At 70.6% G+C, this 17,257-nt stretch carries 17 protein-coding genes; 9 read left to right on the top strand and 8 right to left on the bottom strand.

Annotated elements, in window-relative coordinates:
* Nucleotides 1-32: 32 nt before the first annotated feature.
* Nucleotides 33-1,277 carry a metal-dependent hydrolase family protein gene (locus tag GH747_RS15900; protein ID WP_149770607.1) on the top strand — a complete coding sequence of 415 codons (1,245 nt, stop codon included), beginning with the start codon at nucleotides 33-35 and terminating at the stop codon, nucleotides 1,275-1,277.
* Here the strand turns inward: GH747_RS15900 and dusB are convergent.
* The 6 genes from dusB to GH747_RS15870 form a co-directional block, all read right to left on the bottom strand.
* Complete coding sequence (dusB, locus tag GH747_RS15895) at nucleotides 1,261-2,397, bottom strand: tRNA dihydrouridine synthase DusB (RefSeq protein ID WP_149770606.1); 1,137 nt, start codon at nucleotides 2,395-2,397, stop codon at nucleotides 1,261-1,263. The two genes, GH747_RS15900 and dusB, sit on opposite strands and share 17 nt — an antisense overlap.
* Before the next feature lie 120 nt (nucleotides 2,398-2,517).
* On the bottom strand, nucleotides 2,518-3,729 hold the full coding sequence (locus GH747_RS15890; RefSeq protein WP_149770605.1) for a pyridoxal phosphate-dependent aminotransferase: 1,212 nt from the start codon (nucleotides 3,727-3,729) through the stop codon (nucleotides 2,518-2,520).
* Between the two features lie 41 nt (nucleotides 3,730-3,770).
* Nucleotides 3,771-4,394 (bottom strand): hypothetical protein, encoded by a 624-nt coding sequence (locus tag GH747_RS15885; protein ID WP_149770604.1) that lies wholly within the window; start codon nucleotides 4,392-4,394, stop codon nucleotides 3,771-3,773.
* Nucleotides 4,391-5,779 carry a glycine--tRNA ligase gene (locus GH747_RS15880; protein WP_149770603.1) on the bottom strand — a complete coding sequence of 463 codons (1,389 nt, stop codon included), beginning with the start codon at nucleotides 5,777-5,779 and terminating at the stop codon, nucleotides 4,391-4,393. The genes GH747_RS15885 and GH747_RS15880 overlap by 4 nt, the downstream gene beginning before the upstream one ends.
* 135 nt (nucleotides 5,780-5,914) lie before the next feature.
* Nucleotides 5,915-6,907: an aldo/keto reductase gene (locus tag GH747_RS15875; protein ID WP_149770602.1), complete on the bottom strand. Its 993-nt coding sequence runs from the start codon at nucleotides 6,905-6,907 to the stop codon at nucleotides 5,915-5,917.
* A gap of 25 nt (nucleotides 6,908-6,932) precedes the next feature.
* Complete coding sequence (locus GH747_RS15870; protein WP_149770601.1) at nucleotides 6,933-7,283, bottom strand: antibiotic biosynthesis monooxygenase family protein; 351 nt, start codon at nucleotides 7,281-7,283, stop codon at nucleotides 6,933-6,935.
* Between the two features lie 46 nt (nucleotides 7,284-7,329).
* Between GH747_RS15870 and GH747_RS15865 the strand changes: the two genes are divergently transcribed.
* From GH747_RS15865 to GH747_RS15840, 6 genes are all read left to right on the top strand, one after another.
* Nucleotides 7,330-7,593, top strand: a complete 264-nt coding sequence (locus GH747_RS15865) for a DUF6703 family protein (RefSeq protein ID WP_149770600.1) — start codon at nucleotides 7,330-7,332, stop codon at nucleotides 7,591-7,593.
* A 70-nt stretch (nucleotides 7,594-7,663) separates the two neighbouring features.
* Nucleotides 7,664-8,644, top strand: coding sequence for a metal ABC transporter substrate-binding protein (locus tag GH747_RS15860; protein WP_149770599.1), 981 nt, complete (start codon nucleotides 7,664-7,666; stop codon nucleotides 8,642-8,644).
* The gene (locus GH747_RS15855) at nucleotides 8,641-9,465 is read left to right on the top strand and encodes a metal ABC transporter ATP-binding protein (protein WP_149770598.1); all 825 of its coding nucleotides are present in this window, start codon (nucleotides 8,641-8,643) and stop codon (nucleotides 9,463-9,465) included. The genes GH747_RS15860 and GH747_RS15855 overlap by 4 nt, the downstream gene beginning before the upstream one ends.
* Nucleotides 9,462-10,316 (top strand): metal ABC transporter permease, encoded by an 855-nt coding sequence (locus GH747_RS15850; RefSeq protein WP_149770597.1) that lies wholly within the window; start codon nucleotides 9,462-9,464, stop codon nucleotides 10,314-10,316. The genes GH747_RS15855 and GH747_RS15850 overlap by 4 nt, the downstream gene beginning before the upstream one ends.
* Nucleotides 10,313-10,705: a Fur family transcriptional regulator gene (locus tag GH747_RS15845; RefSeq protein WP_149770596.1), complete on the top strand. Its 393-nt coding sequence runs from the start codon at nucleotides 10,313-10,315 to the stop codon at nucleotides 10,703-10,705. The genes GH747_RS15850 and GH747_RS15845 overlap by 4 nt, the downstream gene beginning before the upstream one ends.
* Nucleotides 10,702-11,559, top strand: coding sequence for a 3-methyladenine DNA glycosylase (locus GH747_RS15840; protein WP_205602981.1), 858 nt, complete (start codon nucleotides 10,702-10,704; stop codon nucleotides 11,557-11,559). The genes GH747_RS15845 and GH747_RS15840 overlap by 4 nt, the downstream gene beginning before the upstream one ends.
* Before the next feature lie 70 nt (nucleotides 11,560-11,629).
* Here the strand turns inward: GH747_RS15840 and GH747_RS15835 are convergent, their stop codons facing one another.
* The gene (locus tag GH747_RS15835) at nucleotides 11,630-12,610 is read right to left on the bottom strand and encodes a TauD/TfdA dioxygenase family protein (protein WP_149770595.1); all 981 of its coding nucleotides are present in this window, start codon (nucleotides 12,608-12,610) and stop codon (nucleotides 11,630-11,632) included.
* Between the two features lie 211 nt (nucleotides 12,611-12,821).
* Between GH747_RS15835 and GH747_RS15830 the strand changes: the two genes are divergently transcribed.
* Both GH747_RS15830 and GH747_RS15825 read left to right on the top strand, forming a co-directional pair.
* On the top strand, nucleotides 12,822-14,078 hold the full coding sequence (locus GH747_RS15830; protein WP_149770594.1) for an ROK family transcriptional regulator: 1,257 nt from the start codon (nucleotides 12,822-12,824) through the stop codon (nucleotides 14,076-14,078).
* A 132-nt stretch (nucleotides 14,079-14,210) separates the two neighbouring features.
* Nucleotides 14,211-15,506 (top strand): C39 family peptidase, encoded by a 1,296-nt coding sequence (locus GH747_RS15825; protein WP_149770593.1) that lies wholly within the window; start codon nucleotides 14,211-14,213, stop codon nucleotides 15,504-15,506.
* Between the two features lie 72 nt (nucleotides 15,507-15,578).
* On the opposite strand, the gene cimA is transcribed toward GH747_RS15825, so the two are convergent.
* A complete protein-coding gene (gene cimA, locus GH747_RS15820; protein ID WP_205602980.1) occupies nucleotides 15,579-17,165 on the bottom strand; it encodes a citramalate synthase in 1,587 nt (528 codons plus the stop codon).
* Between the last annotated feature and the right edge of the window lie 92 nt (nucleotides 17,166-17,257).

Here is a 17,257-nt window from a genome sequence, read left to right as displayed (position 1 = left end):
GTCCTCGGGACGTGGCCCCGTACGATGCAGGGATGGCGTACGACCGGAGCACCTCTCTCGTCCTGCGCGACGGGCGCTTCCGTGACCCCGAGGGCGGCACCGTCGTCGAGGGCGACCTCCTGGTCGAGGACGGCATGATCAGCGAGATCGGCGACGTCGGTCCCACCGACGCGCCGGTGCTCGACTGCGGCGGCGGCACCGTCGTACCAGGATTCCTCGACGCGCACTTCCACGCGTACAGCACCTGCATGGGCGGCCTCGAGCTCGAGCGCCGCGCGATGAGCTTCGTCGCCATCAACGCGACGAGGCGCCTGGGCGCCTGTCTCGCCCGTGGGTTCACCACGGTCCGCGACGTGGCCGGCGGCGACGCCGGGCTCGCTCAGGCGCTCGACCAGCAGCTGGTGCCGGCACCGCGCTACCTCTACAGCGGGCCCGCCCTCAGCCAGACCGGCGGCCACGGTGATCCCCGTCCCGCGGACCTGGACGTGTGCTTCCACGAGGGACACATGAACGAGATCGTGGACGGCGTCGACGATCTCCGCCGCGCTGTGCGTCGCCGCTTCCAGCAGGGAGCCCACGTCATCAAGATCATGACGTCGGGCGGAGTCGTGTCGCCGGTCGACCCGATCCGCATCCCGCAGTACTCCGCCGAGGAGGTCGCCGCCGTCGTCGACGAGGCGACGCGGCGTGGCAGCTACGTCGCCGCGCACGCCTACTCGAGCGAGGCCGTCATCCACTCGGTGACCCACGGTGTCCGTTCGATCGAGCACGGCAACCTCATCGACGACGCCGCGGCGCAGGCGATGGCCGAGCACGGTGCCTACCTCGTGCCCACGCTCGTCACGTACGACTCCATGGCGCGCCGCGCCGACGAGGTCGGGCTGTCGGCGACAGGACGTGCCAAGAACGCCGAGGTTCTCGACTCGGGACGGCAGGCGATCGCTCTGGCAACCGCCGCGGGCGTCCCGGTCGGGTTCGGCAGCGATCTGATGGGTGACCTCGAGGACGACCAGCTGCGCGGGCTGCAGCTCCAGGCCGAGGTGCAGACCCCTGCGGAGCTGCTCTGCTCGATCACGACCGTCAACGCGGCGCTGTTCGGGCGTCCGGAGCTCGGTCGTCTCGCGGTCGGGACTCCCGCCGACCTCATCGTGCTGGCCGCCGACCCGATCGACGACGTCGAGGTGCTCTGGGACCGGTCGCGCCCGCGGACCGTCGTCAAGGCAGGCGTCCCGGTGGGTTCCGTCCCCGATGCAGGCGGGCTCAGCCTCCGGATGTAGCGTCCTCGGCGGCCGGGTCGATGCGGGTGACCTCGCGCGACGACAGCCAGCCGTCGGGCAGCGCGACGCGCTTCGGGCTCCCCTGCCGCCCGCGGGGGGTGCCGAGCTCGCCGACCGGGTACGGCTCGTCGTGGTCCAGGTCGGCGAGCAGCGTGTCGAGGTCGGCGAGCGAGCTGATCGTGGCGAGGGCGTGCCGCATGCGACCTCCGGCGCGGAAGCCCTTGAGGTACCAGGCGACGTGCTTGCGGAACTCGATGCAGCCGCGCTCCTCACCCATGTCCGCGGCCAGCAGCTCGACGTGCCGGCGCATCCACCCGGCGACCTCGCCGAGCGTCGGGAGCGCGATCGCGTCGTCGCCGGCGAACGCTGCCGCCAGGTCCCGGAAGAGCCACGGCCGACCGAGGCAGCCTCGCCCGACGACGACGCCGTCGACGCCGGTCTTCTCGACCATGGCGATCGCGTCGGACGCCTCCCAGATGTCGCCGTTGCCGAGGACCGGGATGTCGACGGCCTGCTTCAGGGTCGCGATCGAGTCCCAGTCAGCGGTGCCCGAGTAGTGCTGGGCCGCCGTACGCCCGTGCAGCGCGATCGCGGCACACCCGGCGTCCTGCGCGATGCGGCCCGCGTCGAGGTAGGTCAGGTGGTCGTCGTCGATGCCCTTGCGGGTCTTCATCGTCACCGGGACGTCGTACGGCTTCGCGGCGCTGACGGCCTCGGTCAGGATCTCGCCGAGCAGCGTCGCCTTCCACGGCAGCGCCGCACCCCCGCCCTTGCGGGTGATCTTGGGTACCGGGCAGCCGAAGTTCAGGTCGACGTGGCCGACGCCGTACTCGTCGCACAGGATCCGGACGGCCTTGCCGATGTAGACGGGATCGATGCCGTACAGCTGCACCGACCGCACTGTCTCGGCCTCGGCGAAGCTCAGCATCCGCAGGCTGATGGGGTCGCCCTCGACGATGCCGCGGGACGTGATCATCTCGCAGACGTACAGGCCCGCACCCTGCTCGGCGCAGAGCTGCCGGAACGCCGCGTTGGTGACCCCCGCCATCGGCGCGAGCACGACCGGCGTCGCGACCTCGAGGCTGCCGAGGCGCAGCGGTCGTGCGGGAGCGGTGAGCATGGCGTCCATTCTCTCAGGCACGAGCAAGCGCCGTCCCGTCCCCGATCTGTGGGACTGCGCAAGGAATCAGGGCCGCAATTCCTTGCCAAATCCCACGAATCGGGGACGGGGCGGGCGGCCTCAGGCGGCGTACGTCTCCAGGAAGTGCGCGATCCGGCCGATGGCGTCCTCGAGATCCTCCACCCGGGGCAGCGTGACGAGCCGGAAGTGGTCCGGCGTCGGCCAGTTGAACCCGGTCCCCTGCACGACGAGCAGCTTCTGCTCGCGCAGCAGCTCGTAGGCGAACTTCTCGTCGTCGGCGATCGGGTACACCTCAGGATCGAGCCGCGGGAACATGTAGAGCGCCCCCTTCGGCTTGACCACGCTGACGCCGGGGATCGCCGTCAGCAGCTCGTACGCCCGGTCGCGCTGCTCGAGCAGGCGACCGCCGGGCAGGATCAGGTCGTTGATCGACTGGCGTCCGCCGAGGGCGGTCGCGATCGCGTACTGCGACGGCACGTTGGGGCACAGCCGCATGTTCGCGAGCATGTTGAGGCCCTCGATGTAGCTGTGCGCGTGGTGCTTCGGGCCCGTCAGCATCATCCATCCGCTGCGGAATCCCGCCACACGGTACGCCTTGGAGAGACCGTTGAAGGTCACGCACAGGACGTCGTCGGCGACCGACGCCATCAGGGTGTGCTGCGCGTCGTCGTACAGGATCTTGTCGTAGATCTCGTCGGCGTAGACGATCAGCTCGCGCTCGCGGGCGAGCTGCGCGATCTGCTCCAGGACCTCCGGAGCGTAGACGGCGCCGGTCGGGTTGTTCGGGTTGATCACGACGACGGCCTTGGTGCGGTCGGTGACCTTCGCCCGGAGGTCGTCGATGTCGGGGTTCCAGTCGGACGCCTCGTCGCACCGGTAGTGGACGGCCGTCCCTCCAGCGAGGCTGACCGCCGCTGTCCACAGCGGGTAGTCCGGCATCGGCACGAGAACCTCGTCGCCGTCGTCGAGCAGCGCCTGCATCGCCATCACGATGAGCTCCGAGACACCGTTGCCGATGTAGACGTCCTCGACGTCGACGCCGGGGATCCGCTCCTCGTAGTGCTGCACGATGGCGCGACGGGCCGGCATCAGGCCCTTGGAGTCGCTGTATCCCTGGGCCTGGTGGAGGTTCGCGATGATGTCGACGAGGATCTCGTCGGGCGCGTCGAAGCCGAACGGTGCCGGGTTGCCGATGTTGAGCTTGAGGATGCGGTGGCCCTCGTCCTCGAGACGCTTGGCCTCGTCCAGCACCGGGCCCCTGATGTCGTACAGGACGTCGGACAGCTTCGTGGACTGCATCACCTCGCGCATGCCCTAAGCATGCCAGCGCGGATCGGCCCCCGGCCCGCGGGTCACGCGACGGGCCAGGACACCGGCGTCGCGAGATCGGAGGTCCGCACCTGGACCGACGTGAGCTTCGCGCCCTGCGGGACGAGGAGGACGAAGCACCCCTGCCAGGTCGCCCCCGCCGCGAAGGACTTGGGCAGGGCACCGCCCGGGCACTTCGCGTACTTCTCGCCGGCGAACGTCGTCGGAGGGAAGAACGCAGGAGTCGAGTCGAACCCGAAGACCGGAACCGCGGCCCCGCCGAGCGGGTCGGGACCGTCGTTGCGGACCGACACGGTGGCGTAGTACGGCGTGGATGCAGCCGAGGCCTTGTCGAGCACGTAGCCCGACAGGTCCGAGATCCGGCCGGGCTTCACCGACGTGACCGTGACCGTGATGGCGCTCGCCGCCTCGCCGACCGGGTATCCGACGGTCGCCGGCTGCCCCATCGCGATCTCCGAGCCGGCCTCGGTCAGCGTCACGCCCTCCGGGAGCTCCACCGCCGAGGTCGCCTCGGCCGTCGTCTTCGCCTCGGGTTCGTCGTCGCCGCTGCACCCGGCGAGCACCAGGCCCGCCGCGACGGTCACCGCGACCGCCGCCGCCCGCCAGGGCGTACGAGGTGCCGTGACTGCCGCTCGACTGCGGGTCATGCGCCGATCAGGCGCGCAGCGAGGTAGGCGGGGACCTGGTCCAGTGAGACCCGCTCCTGCGCCATCGTGTCGCGCTCGCGGATCGTCACCGCGTTGTCGTCAAGGGTGTCGAAGTCGACCGTGATGCAGAACGGTGTGCCGATCTCGTCCTGACGGCGGTAGCGACGGCCGATCGCGCCGGCGTCGTCGAAGTCGACGCTCCAGCTCTGGCGCAGCTCCGCGGCGAGGTCCCGTGCCGCCGGGCTCAGCCGCTCGTTGCGCGACAGCGGCAGCACCGCGGCCTTGACCGGCGACAGGCGCGGGTCGAGCGCCAGCAGGGTGCGCTTGTCGACGCCGCCCTTGGCGTTGGGCGCCTCGTCCTCACGGTAGGCATCGACGAGGAACGCCATCATCGACCGGTTCACGCCGGCTGCGGGCTCGATGACGTACGGGGTCCAGCGCTCGCCGAGCTCCTGGTCGAAGTACGAGAGATCGTTGCCCGAGTGCTTCGAGTGCGTGCCGAGGTCGAAGTCGGTGCGGTTCGCGATGCCCTCGAGCTCGCCCCACTCGGAGCCGGCGAAGCGGAACCGGTACTCGATGTCGACGGTGCGCTTGGAGTAGTGGGAGAGCTTCTCGGCCGGGTGCTCGTAGAGGCGCAGGTTGTCGGCGGAGACGCCGAGCTTCGTGTACCAGGACATGCGCTCGTCGATCCAGTACTGGTGCCACTCCTCGTCCGAGCCGGGCTTGACGAAGAACTCCATCTCCATCTGCTCGAACTCGCGCGTCCGGAAGATGAAGTTGCCGGGCGTGATCTCGTTGCGGAACGACTTGCCCATCTGCGCGATGCCGAACGGCGGCTTCTTGCGCGCGGCAGCCATCACGAGAGCGAAGTTCACGAAGATGCCCTGCGCGGTCTCCGGACGGAGGTAGTGCATGCCCTCCTCAGAGTCGACCGGGCCGAGGAACGTCTTGAGCAGGCCGGAGAACTGGCGCGGCTCGGTCCACTGGCCCCGGGTGCCGCAGTTCGGGCACGCGACGTCGGTCATCGGGACGTCGTCGGGGTTGTCGAGGCCCTTCTTCTCGGCGTACGCCTCCTGGAGGTGGTCCTCACGGAACCGCTTGTGGCAGTGCTGGCACTCGATCAGCGGGTCGGTGAACACGTCGACGTGGCCGGACGCCTCCCAGACCGCGCGCGGCAGGATCACCGACGAGTCGAGGCCGACGATGTCGTCACGGCTCTGCACCATCGAGCGCCACCACTGACGCTTGATGTTCTCCTTGAGCTCGACGCCCAGCGGACCGTAGTCCCACGCGGAGCGCGTGCCTCCGTAGATCTCGCCGGACGGGAACACGAACCCGCGGCGCTTGGAGAGGCTGACGACGTTGTCGATCGCAGAGGCAGGCACAGGAGTGCTCCGTTTCCGGCTGGGTGTCGGCGGGCATCAGCGGACGCCGTGGCGTCCGCGCCCGAGTTGGCGGGTCCAGGCTACCCGAGGGCCGCGTGCGCCTGACCGCAGCCGTTGGTCGAGGCAGCCCCTCGCCTACTCGCGTCCCGAGGACACCCAGGTCGGGTCCGCGGACCGCGCGCCCGCCACGGCGTCGGAGACCGCGTCCAGCGCCGCCAGGGCCTCGGCGTCCAGCGAGACGGCGAGAGCCGCGACGTTCTCGTCGACCCGCTGGGCGCGGCGCGTCCCCGGGATGGGAACGACCGGCAGACCCGCGCGGCGACCCTGCTCGTAGACCCAGGCCAGGGCGACCTGAGCCGGTGTCACGTCGAGGCGGGCGGCGACCGCGCGCACGGTGTCGACGACGACCTGGTTGGCCTGCTGGTTGTCGGCGTCGAACCGCGGGAAGGTGTGCCGCATGTCCCCGGCGGGCAGGTCGGCCGTCGCCGCTCCGGCGAGGAACCCGCGCCCGAGCGGTGAGTAGGCGACGAAGCCGACTCCCAGCTCGGCAGCGGTCGGGACGACATGCGCCTCCACGTCTCGGCTCCAGATCGACCACTCGCTCTGCACCGCGGCGATCGGGTGCACGGCGTGCGCACGGCGCAGCTCGGTGGCCGTCACCTCCGACAGACCGAGGTGACGCACCTTGCCGGCGGCGACCAGCTCGGCCATCGCGCCGACGGTCTCCTCGATCTCGACGCGGGTGTCGATGCGGTGCATGTAGTAGAGGTCGACGACATCCGTCCCGAGCCGCGTCAACGAGGCGTCGATGCAGGCGCGGACGTACGCGGCGTCGCCGCGGACCTCCTTCTCGCCGGTGCGGATGTTGCCGGAGACGCCGAACTTCGTCGCGATCTGGACCTCGTCGCGCCGGCCCGCGAGGAGGCGGGCGATGAGCTCCTCGTTGGTGCCGTTGCCGTACACGTCCGCGGTGTCGACGAAGGTGACGCCGAGGTCGAGCGCATGCTCCAGCGTCGCGAGCGCGGTGTCGGGGTCTGCGCCGCCGTAGACGGCGGTCAGCGCCATGCCGCCGAATCCCTGCGGGCTGACGTGCAGCCCGTCTCCGAGGTCGATGCTCTTGAGGCTCATGTCGTCGGCCAATCCGTCTCGTGGTTCACCTATTCCCCCGTCGCGGCGCGCCGGGGGACGGGTTCGTGTCGTCGACCACATCGTCGGCGACCACATCGTCAAACGTGTCCGTGTACGCGCTCGGCTCCTCGAGCGCGAAGGCGTACGGGCGAGCAGTGGCGAGCTTGACGTCGTACGCCGAGAGTGCGCGCCGGTAGGCGCCGACGCTCTGCCACCGGGTGGTGAGCGTCCACAGGGTCGGCTCGTCGAGGTTGCGGCCGACGTAGGAGTCGACGAGGCCGGGGCGTGCGGCGAGTGCGTCGACGACGGCTCGCAGGTCGGCCGTGAAGTCGTCGTTCGCCGCGGGCGGGACGCGGAATCGCGTGATGACGAGCACGCGCGCAGCCTAGTCGCCCGCAGATCCGTAGGGCAGGATGACGGCCATGAGCGACTCGTACGACCGTCTGCAGGCGTCGCGTCGGGCGCGGCTGGTGATCCCGCTCCTGGGGGCGCTGCTGCTCGTCGCCGGCCTGGCGGCGCCGGCGTGGATCGGCATCCCGGCACTCGCGGTCCTCGTCGCGTTCGTGGTGTGGCTCGCGCAGCGCTCCCCCGACCAGACGTCCGGCCTCGCCAGGATCCGCGTGCTGGTCGTCGGGATCCTGGTCGCGCTGCTCGTGGGCCGGTTCCTGACCGCCGTACTCGGCTGATCGGTCGGAGAGAGCGGCGTCACGCGACCCGAGTTTGAGAATGGTTCTCAAACGCAATAATGTGGCCGTCATGCCCTCCTCCGTCTCGCACCGGCGCCGTACGCTCGCTGCCGCCGCCCTCGCCCCGCTCCTCCTGACCCTGGTCGCGTGCGGGTCCGACGGCTCGGGCGACTCCGACGACCGCCTCTCCGTCGTCGCTGGCGCGTACCCCTTCGCGTACGTCGCGGAGCAGATCGGGGGCACCATGGTGAGCGTGGACAACCTCACCCAGCCCGGCGTCGAGCCCCACGACGTCGAGCTGACGGCACAGCAGCTCGGCTCCATCGTGGACGCGGACCTCGTCGTCACGCTCGACGGCTTCCAGCCGCAGGTCGACGACGCGATCAACCAGTCCGACCTCGCCGACGACGCGGTCCTCGACCTCGCCGACGTCGTGCCGCTCCTCGAGAGCTCGGCCGACGGCCACACCGAGGAGCACGCCGACCACGACCACGAGGAGGGCGAGGACGACCACGGGCACGACCACGGTGGGATCGATCCGCACGTCTGGCTCGACCCCGAGCGCATGCTGATGGTCTCCGACGCCGTCGCCGACCGGCTCTCCACTCTCGACCCGGACAACGCCGCCGAGTACCGCAAGAACGCCGACGCCCTCGACGCCGAGCTCACCGCCCTCGACAAGGATTTCGACACCGGCCTCGCCCAGTGCCGCATCCGCAGCTTCGTCACGAGCCACGCCGCCTTCGGCTACCTCGCCGACGCCTACGACCTCGAGCAGATCCCGATCGCCGGCATCGACCCCAACACGGAGCCGTCGACCCAGCAGCTCGCCGAGATCACGGGACTTGTGGAGACCGAGGGCATCACCACCGTGTTCACCGAGGAGCTCAGCAGCCCGCGCACGGCAGAGACGATCGCCCGTGAGGCCGGCGTGACCACTGCCGTACTCTCCCCCATCGAGGGCCTCACCGACGACACCAGCGACGAGACCTACCTGACGCTCATGCGCCAGAACCTCGCCGCACTCCAGAAGGCTAACGACTGCCCATGACCCGTTCAGCCAGCACCCGATCAGCCAGCGCCCGCTCCACCGGCGCCGACCCGCTCGTGGTCGACGACGTCCACGTCGCCCTCGGCGGGCGCGAGGTCGTGCGCGGTGTCTCGCTGGCGGTCCACCCGTCGGAGTTCGTGGTGCTGCTCGGGAGCAACGGCTCCGGCAAGACGACGCTGATGCGGGCGGCGATGGGCGTGATCCCGATCGCCGCCGGCCAGGTGCGCCTGTTCGGGACACCGCTGCGGCGGTTCCGCGACCGCCAGCGCATCGGCTACGTCCCGCAACGCTCGACGGCCGCCGCCGGCGTCCCGTCGACCGTGCGCGAGGTGGTCATGAGCGGCCGCCTGTCCCGCCGTCCGCACGCGGGGCGCTCGTCGCGGGATGACCGGAGCGCCGTGGCGGAGGCGATCGCGCTGGTCGACCTCGAGGATTACGCCACGCAGCCGGCGGCCGAGCTCTCGGGCGGACAGCAGCAGCGCGTGATGCTCGCTCGCGGGCTCGCGTCGCGGCCAGACCTGCTCGTGCTCGACGAGCCGACGGCCGGGGTCGATGCCCGCAGTCAGGTCGCGCTGGCGGAGCTGTTCGGGCGGCTCCTCGGAGAGGGCCGCGCGATCTTCATGGTCGCCCACGAGCTCGGCCCGTTCGAGCCGATGATCGACCGGGCGGTCGTGCTGCGCTCCGGGAAGGTCTCGTACGACGGCCCGTGCACCGGCGGCGACCTCGCGGCAGCCTCCGAACCCCACAACCAGCATCACCCGCACCTGGTCGAGCCAGGCCCGCACGTCGGGATCGACGGGACGGGGGCGTGGGGCGCATGAACGACATCCTCACCTACGACTTCATGCAGCGGGCACTCGTGGCCGCGATCGTCACCGGTCTGACCGCGCCCGCCATCGGCACGTACCTGGTGCAGCGCCGCCTCGCGCTCCTCGGCGACGGCATCGGCCACATCGCTCTGACCGGGGTCGCCGCCGGTCTCCTCACCGGCACCCAGCCGCTGGTGACCGCGGTCGTCGTCAGCATCCTCGGCGCGGTCGCGATCGAGCTGCTGCGGACCTATGGACGCACCAGCGGTGACGTGGCGCTGGCGCTGCTGTTCTACGGCGGCATCGCGGGCGGTGTCCTGCTCGTCAACCTTGCGGGAGGCTCCGCCGCGCAGCTCAACAGCTATCTGTTCGGCTCGATCCTGAGCGTCTCACCAAGCGACCTGGTCATCGTGGCGGTGCTCGGCGCCGTCGTGCTGCTGCTGTCCGTGGGACTGTCGCCGCAGCTGTTCGCGGTGTGCCAGGACGAGGAGCACGCCCGCGTCTCCGGCGTGCCGGTCCAGGCGTACGGCATCCTCATCGCCGTCCTCGCCGCCGTGACCGTGACCGTCTCCATGCGGACCGTCGGCCTCCTGCTGGTGTCCGCGTTGATGGTCGTCCCGGTCGCCGCTGCGCAGCAGCTGACCCGCAGCTTCCGAGGCACGTTCGTCCTCGCGATGGGTATCGGCACGTTCGCCGCGCTCGCCGGCGTGCTCGGCAGCTACGAGATCGACACCCAGCCCGGACCGACGATCGTCATCGTGGCGCTGGGGATCTTCCTGGCGCTCGCCCCGGTCGGGCACCTCGTCCGATCGACGCGACGGCGCCTGTCCAGCACGAACGACCCGGTGGAGGAGGCAGCATGACCGAGACCCCGATCCGTACGACCCGCCAGCGGCGCGCCGTCGCCGCTGTGATGGACGACCTCGACCGCTTCGCGAGCGCGCGGGAGATCCACGACGCGCTGCGCGACCGCGGCGAGTCGGTGGGGCTGTCGACCGTCTACCGCAACCTGCAGGCGCTGGCCGACGCCGCGGAGGTGGACCAGCTGCGAAACGACGAGGGCGAGGTCCTCTACCGGCGCTGCATCACCGACAACCATCACCACCACCTGGTGTGCCGCGAGTGCGGTCGCACGGTCGAGGTGCAGGGCCCGGCTCTCGAACGGTGGGTCGAGCAGGTCGGCGCCGAGCACGGGTTCCGGCAGATGGCGCACACCCTCGAGCTCTTCGGGACCTGCGACCAGTGTGGGTGACGCTCGACGAGGACGACTGGCGCGAGCGCGCCGTACGCCACTCCGAGCGCGCAGAGCCGTTCGTCGCCGGACGTCGCGAGCGACGGGCGCGGGGCGAGAAGCATCCCGTCGACGACTTCCTGTTCGAGTACTACGGCTACTCACCCGCGCGTCTGTCGCGCTGGCACCCGGGCGCGGGGGTGCTGCTCGGCGGTGACGCGTCGGACTACGCGGCGCTGGGGGCGTACACGACGTACGCCGCGGGTGTCGGCGCCGATCTCAACCGTCTCGCCGGCCGCCGCGAGGGCATGGAGTGGATCCGTGGACTCCTCACGATGACGGCCACGCGACCCGCTCGTACGGACTGCTTCGGGCTGCACGAGTGGGCGATGGTCTATCGGCAGCCGCCGGGCGAGGTGCGGCACGACTGGCCGCTGCGGCTCGGCGCGGGCGGCACGGACGCGGTGGTCGAGGCGCACCAGCTCCGCTGCACGCACATCGACGCGTACCGGTTCTTCACTCCCCCCGCCGCACCGCTGAACTCGCTCACCCCGACGCGTGCGACCCAGCGGACGCTCGAGCAGCCGGGCTGCCTGCACGCCAACATGGACCTCTACAAGTGGGCGAGCAAGCTGGCTCCGTACGGCGACTCCGACCTGCTGCTCGACTGCTTCGCGCTGGCGCGCGACGTCCGCGAGCTCGACATGCGCGCGGCGCCGTACGACCTGAGCGGGCTCGGCTACGAGCCGGTGCGGATCGAGACGGCCGACGGCAAGGCGGAGTACGTCCGCCTGCAGCGCGCGCACGCCGAGCGGGCGGCGGTCCTGCGGGCGCGGCTGCTCGCCGACTACGAGCACGTCCTGTCGTTCGGTTGAAGGTTGCGCGGGTGGAGGGCCGCCGTCTGCCCTCCACCCGCGCGTCGGGCCACCGATCAGCGATGCGTGATCAGCTGATCAGCGAGTCGATGTCGACGAAGTCCGCCGAGCTCCCGGAGCGTACGACGCTGGTGCGGCCGTCGATGCTCACCGGCACGTCGCCGGCGACGGTCACGCGCCGTACCTCGCGCGGCTGGTCGTCGAAGTCGGCGACGGCGTAGTGCTGCGTGGCGCGGTTGTCCCAGATGGCGACGTCACCCGGCGCCCACGTCCAGCGGACCGTGTTCTCGAGCTTGGTGATGCGGGTCTGGAGGAGCTCGAAGATCTCGTGGGACTCATAGGTGTTAAGGCCGACGAACCTCTGGAAGAACTGCCCGAGGAGCAGTGCACGCTCGCCGGTCTCCGGGTGGACGCGCACCACCGGGTGCTCGGTCTCGAACGGGATGCGGCCGAACTGCTTGCGGTACTCGGCGACCTCCGGGTCGTCCGGGTCCGCGTCACCCAGCTCGTTCATCGCCGCGTAGTCGTACAGGTTGCTGTGCACCGCCCACAGCCGGTCGGCCAGCACCCGCAGCGGCTCGGGCAGGGCCTCGTACGCGGTGACGGTGTTGGCCCACGAGGTCGTGCCGCCGTACTCGGTCACCTCGACACCACGGAGGACGCTGATCGCCGGGACCTTGTCGACGAACGACACGTCGGTGTGCCACGAGTTGGCGGCCTGGCCGTTGCGGGTCTTGATCGTGAGCACGCGGGACGAGCCGGTGCTGATGGTCGGGTGTGCACTGGTGAGCGGGCCGAGCAGCCCGGCGAACGCGATCTGCTGCTCGTCGTCGAGGTGGTCCTGACCACGGAAGAACACGACCTTGTGACGCAGCAGCGCCGTCCGGATCTCGGCGACCGTCTGCGCGTCGAGGGCACCCGAGAGCTGCACTCCCTCGATGCGTGCGCCGATGCGTCCGCCGATCCGGTGGACCGCGATGCGCTCGTGTCGCGGGCTCCGTGACCCGACCGCGGGGTCCGCGGGCGCGGGGTCGCTGAGGGTCGAGGTCATGACGTGCGGCCTTCCTGGTCGGGTGGCGTCCTCACACCACGGTGACGGTGAGCGGGCCAGGAGCGAAGGTTTGCGGTCAGCCTGACTTCAACCGACTCGTCGTCCCAGAGGGCGAGAAAGCAGCGAAGACGCGGGTTGACCGGCTAATGTCGTCCTAGTTACTTGACTTTATCTATTTGCTGCAGATGCCGACACGACGAAACGAGGGCTCGTGAACACGTTCGCGCAGGACAGCTCGACCGCCGGGATCGTGCTCCGCACGGTGCTTCGCCACGGCGTGGCCTTTCGCGACCAGATCGCCGAGCACACCGGACTGAGCGCCGCGACCATCGGCCGCCAGGTCACGTCGCTGGTCCAGCACGGCCTGCTCCAGGAACGTCCCGACTGCACCCGCGCCGGACACGTCGGACGGCCGACCATCCCGGTCGAGGTCGACGACCGGCGCCTGTCCGCGGCAGCGGTGCACATCGGCCGGCTCGTCACCACGGTGGCGGTGTCCGACCTGCGGGGTCGGGTCCTCGCGATCGCCCACCTGCCGACCCGCGGCGACGACCGTGAGCTCGTCGTCGCCGCCGGCAGGCGACTCCTTGGCCTGGACGCGGGCATCGGCGACCGACGGCTCGTGACCGCCGCGGTGGTCGCCCCGTGGGAGGCGATCGACCGGTCGCCCATCACCGCCGGACGCACCCTTCGCGATGTCACAGACCTTCCCACCGCGACCGCCGACCACGTCGCCGCCGTCGCCGCCGCCGACCTGCTGTCCTCGCCGGACCACGCGCAGGGCACGACCGCCTACGTCTACGCACGCGAGACGGTCGGGGTGGCGACCATCCACGACGGCGTGGTGCCGTCCGGCGGGCGGCGTACGGGGAGCGTCACCCACCTTCCGACCCTCTCCGACACACCGTGCGCGTGCGGCGCCCGCGGGTGCCTCGGCGCCACCGTCGCGGCGATCGGCCCGGCGGCGCACGCCGCCGGGATCGTCTCGCGGCCCGACGTCGAGCTCGTCCACGCCGCGGCGCTCGCCGGCGACGCCGACGCCCACGCCCTGCTCATCGAGCGAGCCGACCACCTCGGCCGTGCCGTCGGCGTCGTGCGCGACCTCCTCGACCCGAACCGGGTCGTCCTGGCAGGGCAGGCGTTCACCGCCTACCCGCCGGCCGCGTCGGTCGTGCTGGAGGCGTTCCGCCGTACGACCGGGCTCGGGCCGGTGCCCATCACGCTGTCGCGCTTCGGCGCGGAGGTGCAGGCTGCGGCGGCGACGGCGATCGCGCTGGGCCCGTTGTACCGGGACCCGATCGGCGCCCTCGAGCGGCACGAGCGGCAGCAGCGTCGGTCGCGGAGCACCCGTCGTCCGCGAACCCGGCCGGTCACGCCCGGCACGTCGGGCACGTCGGGCGCGCCGGGCACGTCGGGCACGTCGGGCGCGCCGGGCGACCTGACGACAGCGAGGCTGCAACCTGCCTGAGACAGATAGGTAACGCATCTCACCGACCAACCCTCGACACAATGACGAGTGTTCCCGAGGGGCGAGACGTGCTGTTCCCTGACAGGCTGGCCGTGCGAGAGGATCTTCGCAGCCACTAGCCCGAGGAGCAGCATGTTCCGTCAGATCTTGATAGGTATCGCAAGTCTTTCCATCGTCGCGGTCGCCTCATCCCCGGTCTCGACCGCCTCAGCCGCGGAGGACGTCGCTCCGCCCGGACCCGCCATCAGCGTGAAGCACTGGGACAACCTGCTCGACTTCGCGCACGGCTCGTGGGAGGGCGTCGTCCCGGCGCTCGACGGGAGCCTGGTGATCAGTCCGCTGTCGAAGCGCACCACCACGTACACCGATCCGTTCGGCGACGGGACGGAGAAGTCGTACACGTACGGCCGCTGGACGTCGCCGGTCGTGACGCCGGGCTACGCCATCGACGAGTCGATCACGTCGTGGAACGCACGCACGCCGACCGGCACGTTCGTCGAGACCACGTTCCGCGGCAAGCTCGCCGACGGGACCTGGACGAAGTGGTACGTGATGGGCCGCTGGGCCTCGGGCGACGACTTCGCCGCCGGCGACATCCACCGCACGTCGCTCGACGGACAGGGCGACGCCAACGCGAACATCTGGACCGACACCTTCTCGGCACGCACCGGGCACGAGCCGGTCGCGTACCAGACCCGCGTGACGCTCCTCCGGCCCGAGGGCACCCGCAAGAGCCCGCGGCTCGACGGCGTCACGACGATGACCAACGAGCTGCTCTCCGGCGACGACGGCGTCACCAGCGAGTTCACCCTCGGCCGCCACGTCGAGCTCGCCGTCCCCCGGTTCTCGCAGAACATCCACAAGGGCGAGTACCCGGAGTTCGGCGGCGGCGGTCAGGTCTGGTGCTCCCCCACGTCCACGACGATGGTGCAGTACTACTGGGGCAAGAAGTACGAGGTGCCGCAGCGCGAGCTGCGCGACATCGTCGCTCCCAACGGTGACCCGCAGGTCGACTACGCGGCAATCAAGACGTGGGACTACACGTACGAAGGTGCCGGCAACTGGCCCTTCAACGCCGCGTACGCGCACACGTTCGGGCTCGACACGTTCGTCACTCGTCTCCGCTCGCTCGCCGAGGCCGAGAAGCTGGTCGCGGCCGGCATCCCGGTGATCACCTCGCTGTCGTGGGACCTCGAGGAGATGCCCGAGGCGGGGTACGACACCGACGGCCACCTCATGGTCATCATCGGCTTCACCGCCGACGGCGACCCGATCCTCAACGACCCTGCGTCGAGCAGCAACGACGCGGTCCGCAACGTCTACACCCGTGAGAACTTCGAGAAGGTCTGGCAGGACTCGACCGGCGGAGTCTCGTACCTCTACCGGCCTCCGGGCAAGAAGCTCCCCAGGGGCGCCACCAACTGGTGACGTACCCCTCGACCCTACGAAGGACTCGACATTCCCGTCGCTCGGGCGACGGGGATGTCGAGTCCTTCGTCATCAGGGGCGGTGGCGGCGGAGGCCGTAGGTGAACGCGTCGAGCAGCGCCTCCCACGACGCCTCGACGATGTTGTGCCCGACGCCGACCGTGGTCCACGTGTCGACGCCGTCGGTCGTGCCGATCATGACTCTGATGCGGGCGTCGGTGCCGCCGGACTCGTTGAGGATCCGCACCCGGTAGTCGTTCAGGCCGAAGGTCTCGACGTCCGGGAACGCCCGCTCGATCGCCTGGCGAAGCGCGTGGTCGAGCGCCGAGACCGGGCCGTTGCCCTCACCGGTCACGACATAGCGCTGCCCTCCGGCCACGATCTTCAGCGTGGCCTCCGACTGGGCTTCCTCGCCCGCGGCCTGGCTCGACTCGGTGATGACACGCCACGACTGGACGTCGAAGTACGACGGCCGCTCGCCCTCGACCATCTCGGCGAGCAGCAGCTCGAACGAGGCGTCGGCGGCCTCGAACGTGTAGCCCGCCTGCTCGCGCTCCTTGACCACGTCGGTCACCAGCGCGAGGGTCTCGGCGTCGCCGCTCAGGTCGAACCCGAGCTCCTTGCCCTTGAGCTCGATCGTGGCCCGCCCCGCCATCTCGGAGACGAGCAGCCGCATGTCGTTGCCGACCAGCTCGGGATCGATGTGCTGGTAGAGGTCGGGATCGACCCGGATGGCGCTGGCGTGCAGGCCGGCCTTGTGCGCGAAGGCCGAGACACCGGTGTACGGCTGCCGCGCGGCGGGCGGGTAGTTCGTGACCTCCGCGACGGCGTGCGCGATGCGGCTGGCCTCGCGCAGCGCGCCCGTCGGCATCACCTTCTGGCCCAGCTTCAGCTCGAGGTTCGCGACGCAGGCGATCAGGTCGGCGTTGCCGGTGCGCTCGCCGTACCCGTTGATGCATCCCTGAAGGTGCGTCGCACCGGCCTGGACGGCGGCGACGGAGTTGGCGACCGCGCAGCCGGTGTCGTTGTGCGCGTGGATGCCGAGGCGTGCGCCGGTGGAGGCGGCGACGTCGGCGACGATCTCGCCGACCCAGTGCGGAAGCATCCCGCCGTTGGTGTCGCACAGGATGACGACCTCGGCTCCGGCCTCGGCGGCCGTACGGACGACGTCGAGCGCGTAGTCACGGTTGCGGCGATAGCCGTCGAAGAAGTGCTCGCAGTCCACGAACACGCGCTGCCCGTGCTCGCGCAGGTACTCGACGGTGTCACGGACCATCGCGAGGTTCTCCTCCAGCGTGGTCCGCAGCGCCAGCTCGACGTGGCGGTCGTGGCTCTTCGCGACCAGGGTGACGACCGACGCCCCGGAGTCGCGCAGCGCGGCGACGAGCGGGTCGTCGGCGGCGTTCGAGCCGGCCCGCCGCGTGGCCCCGAACGCCGCCAGGGTCGCGTGCTTCAGCGTCAGCTCGGTACGGGCGCGGGCGAAGAACTCGGTGTCCTTCGGGTTGGAGCCCGGCCAGCCGCCCTCGATGTAGCCGACGCCGAGGTCGTCGAGGTGGCGCGAGATCACCAGCTTGTCGGCGACGGAGAGGTTCAGCCCCTCCTGCTGCGCGCCGTCGCGCAGCGTGGTGTCGTACACGTGGAAGGTCGGATCGGTCGTCATCGTCATCTCCTGCTCGGGTGCGGCGTCGGGTCCTCCCGGACATAAAAAATGCCCCTCGGGGATACGAGAGGCTGGCGCGTCGGACCCGGGAG

The organism is Mumia xiangluensis, assembly GCF_010994095.1.
GTDB lineage: Bacteria > Actinomycetota > Actinomycetes > Propionibacteriales > Nocardioidaceae > Mumia > Mumia xiangluensis.
The sequence above is the reverse complement of the archived record's forward strand: the minus strand, read 5'-3'. Positions and strand labels throughout refer to the sequence as shown.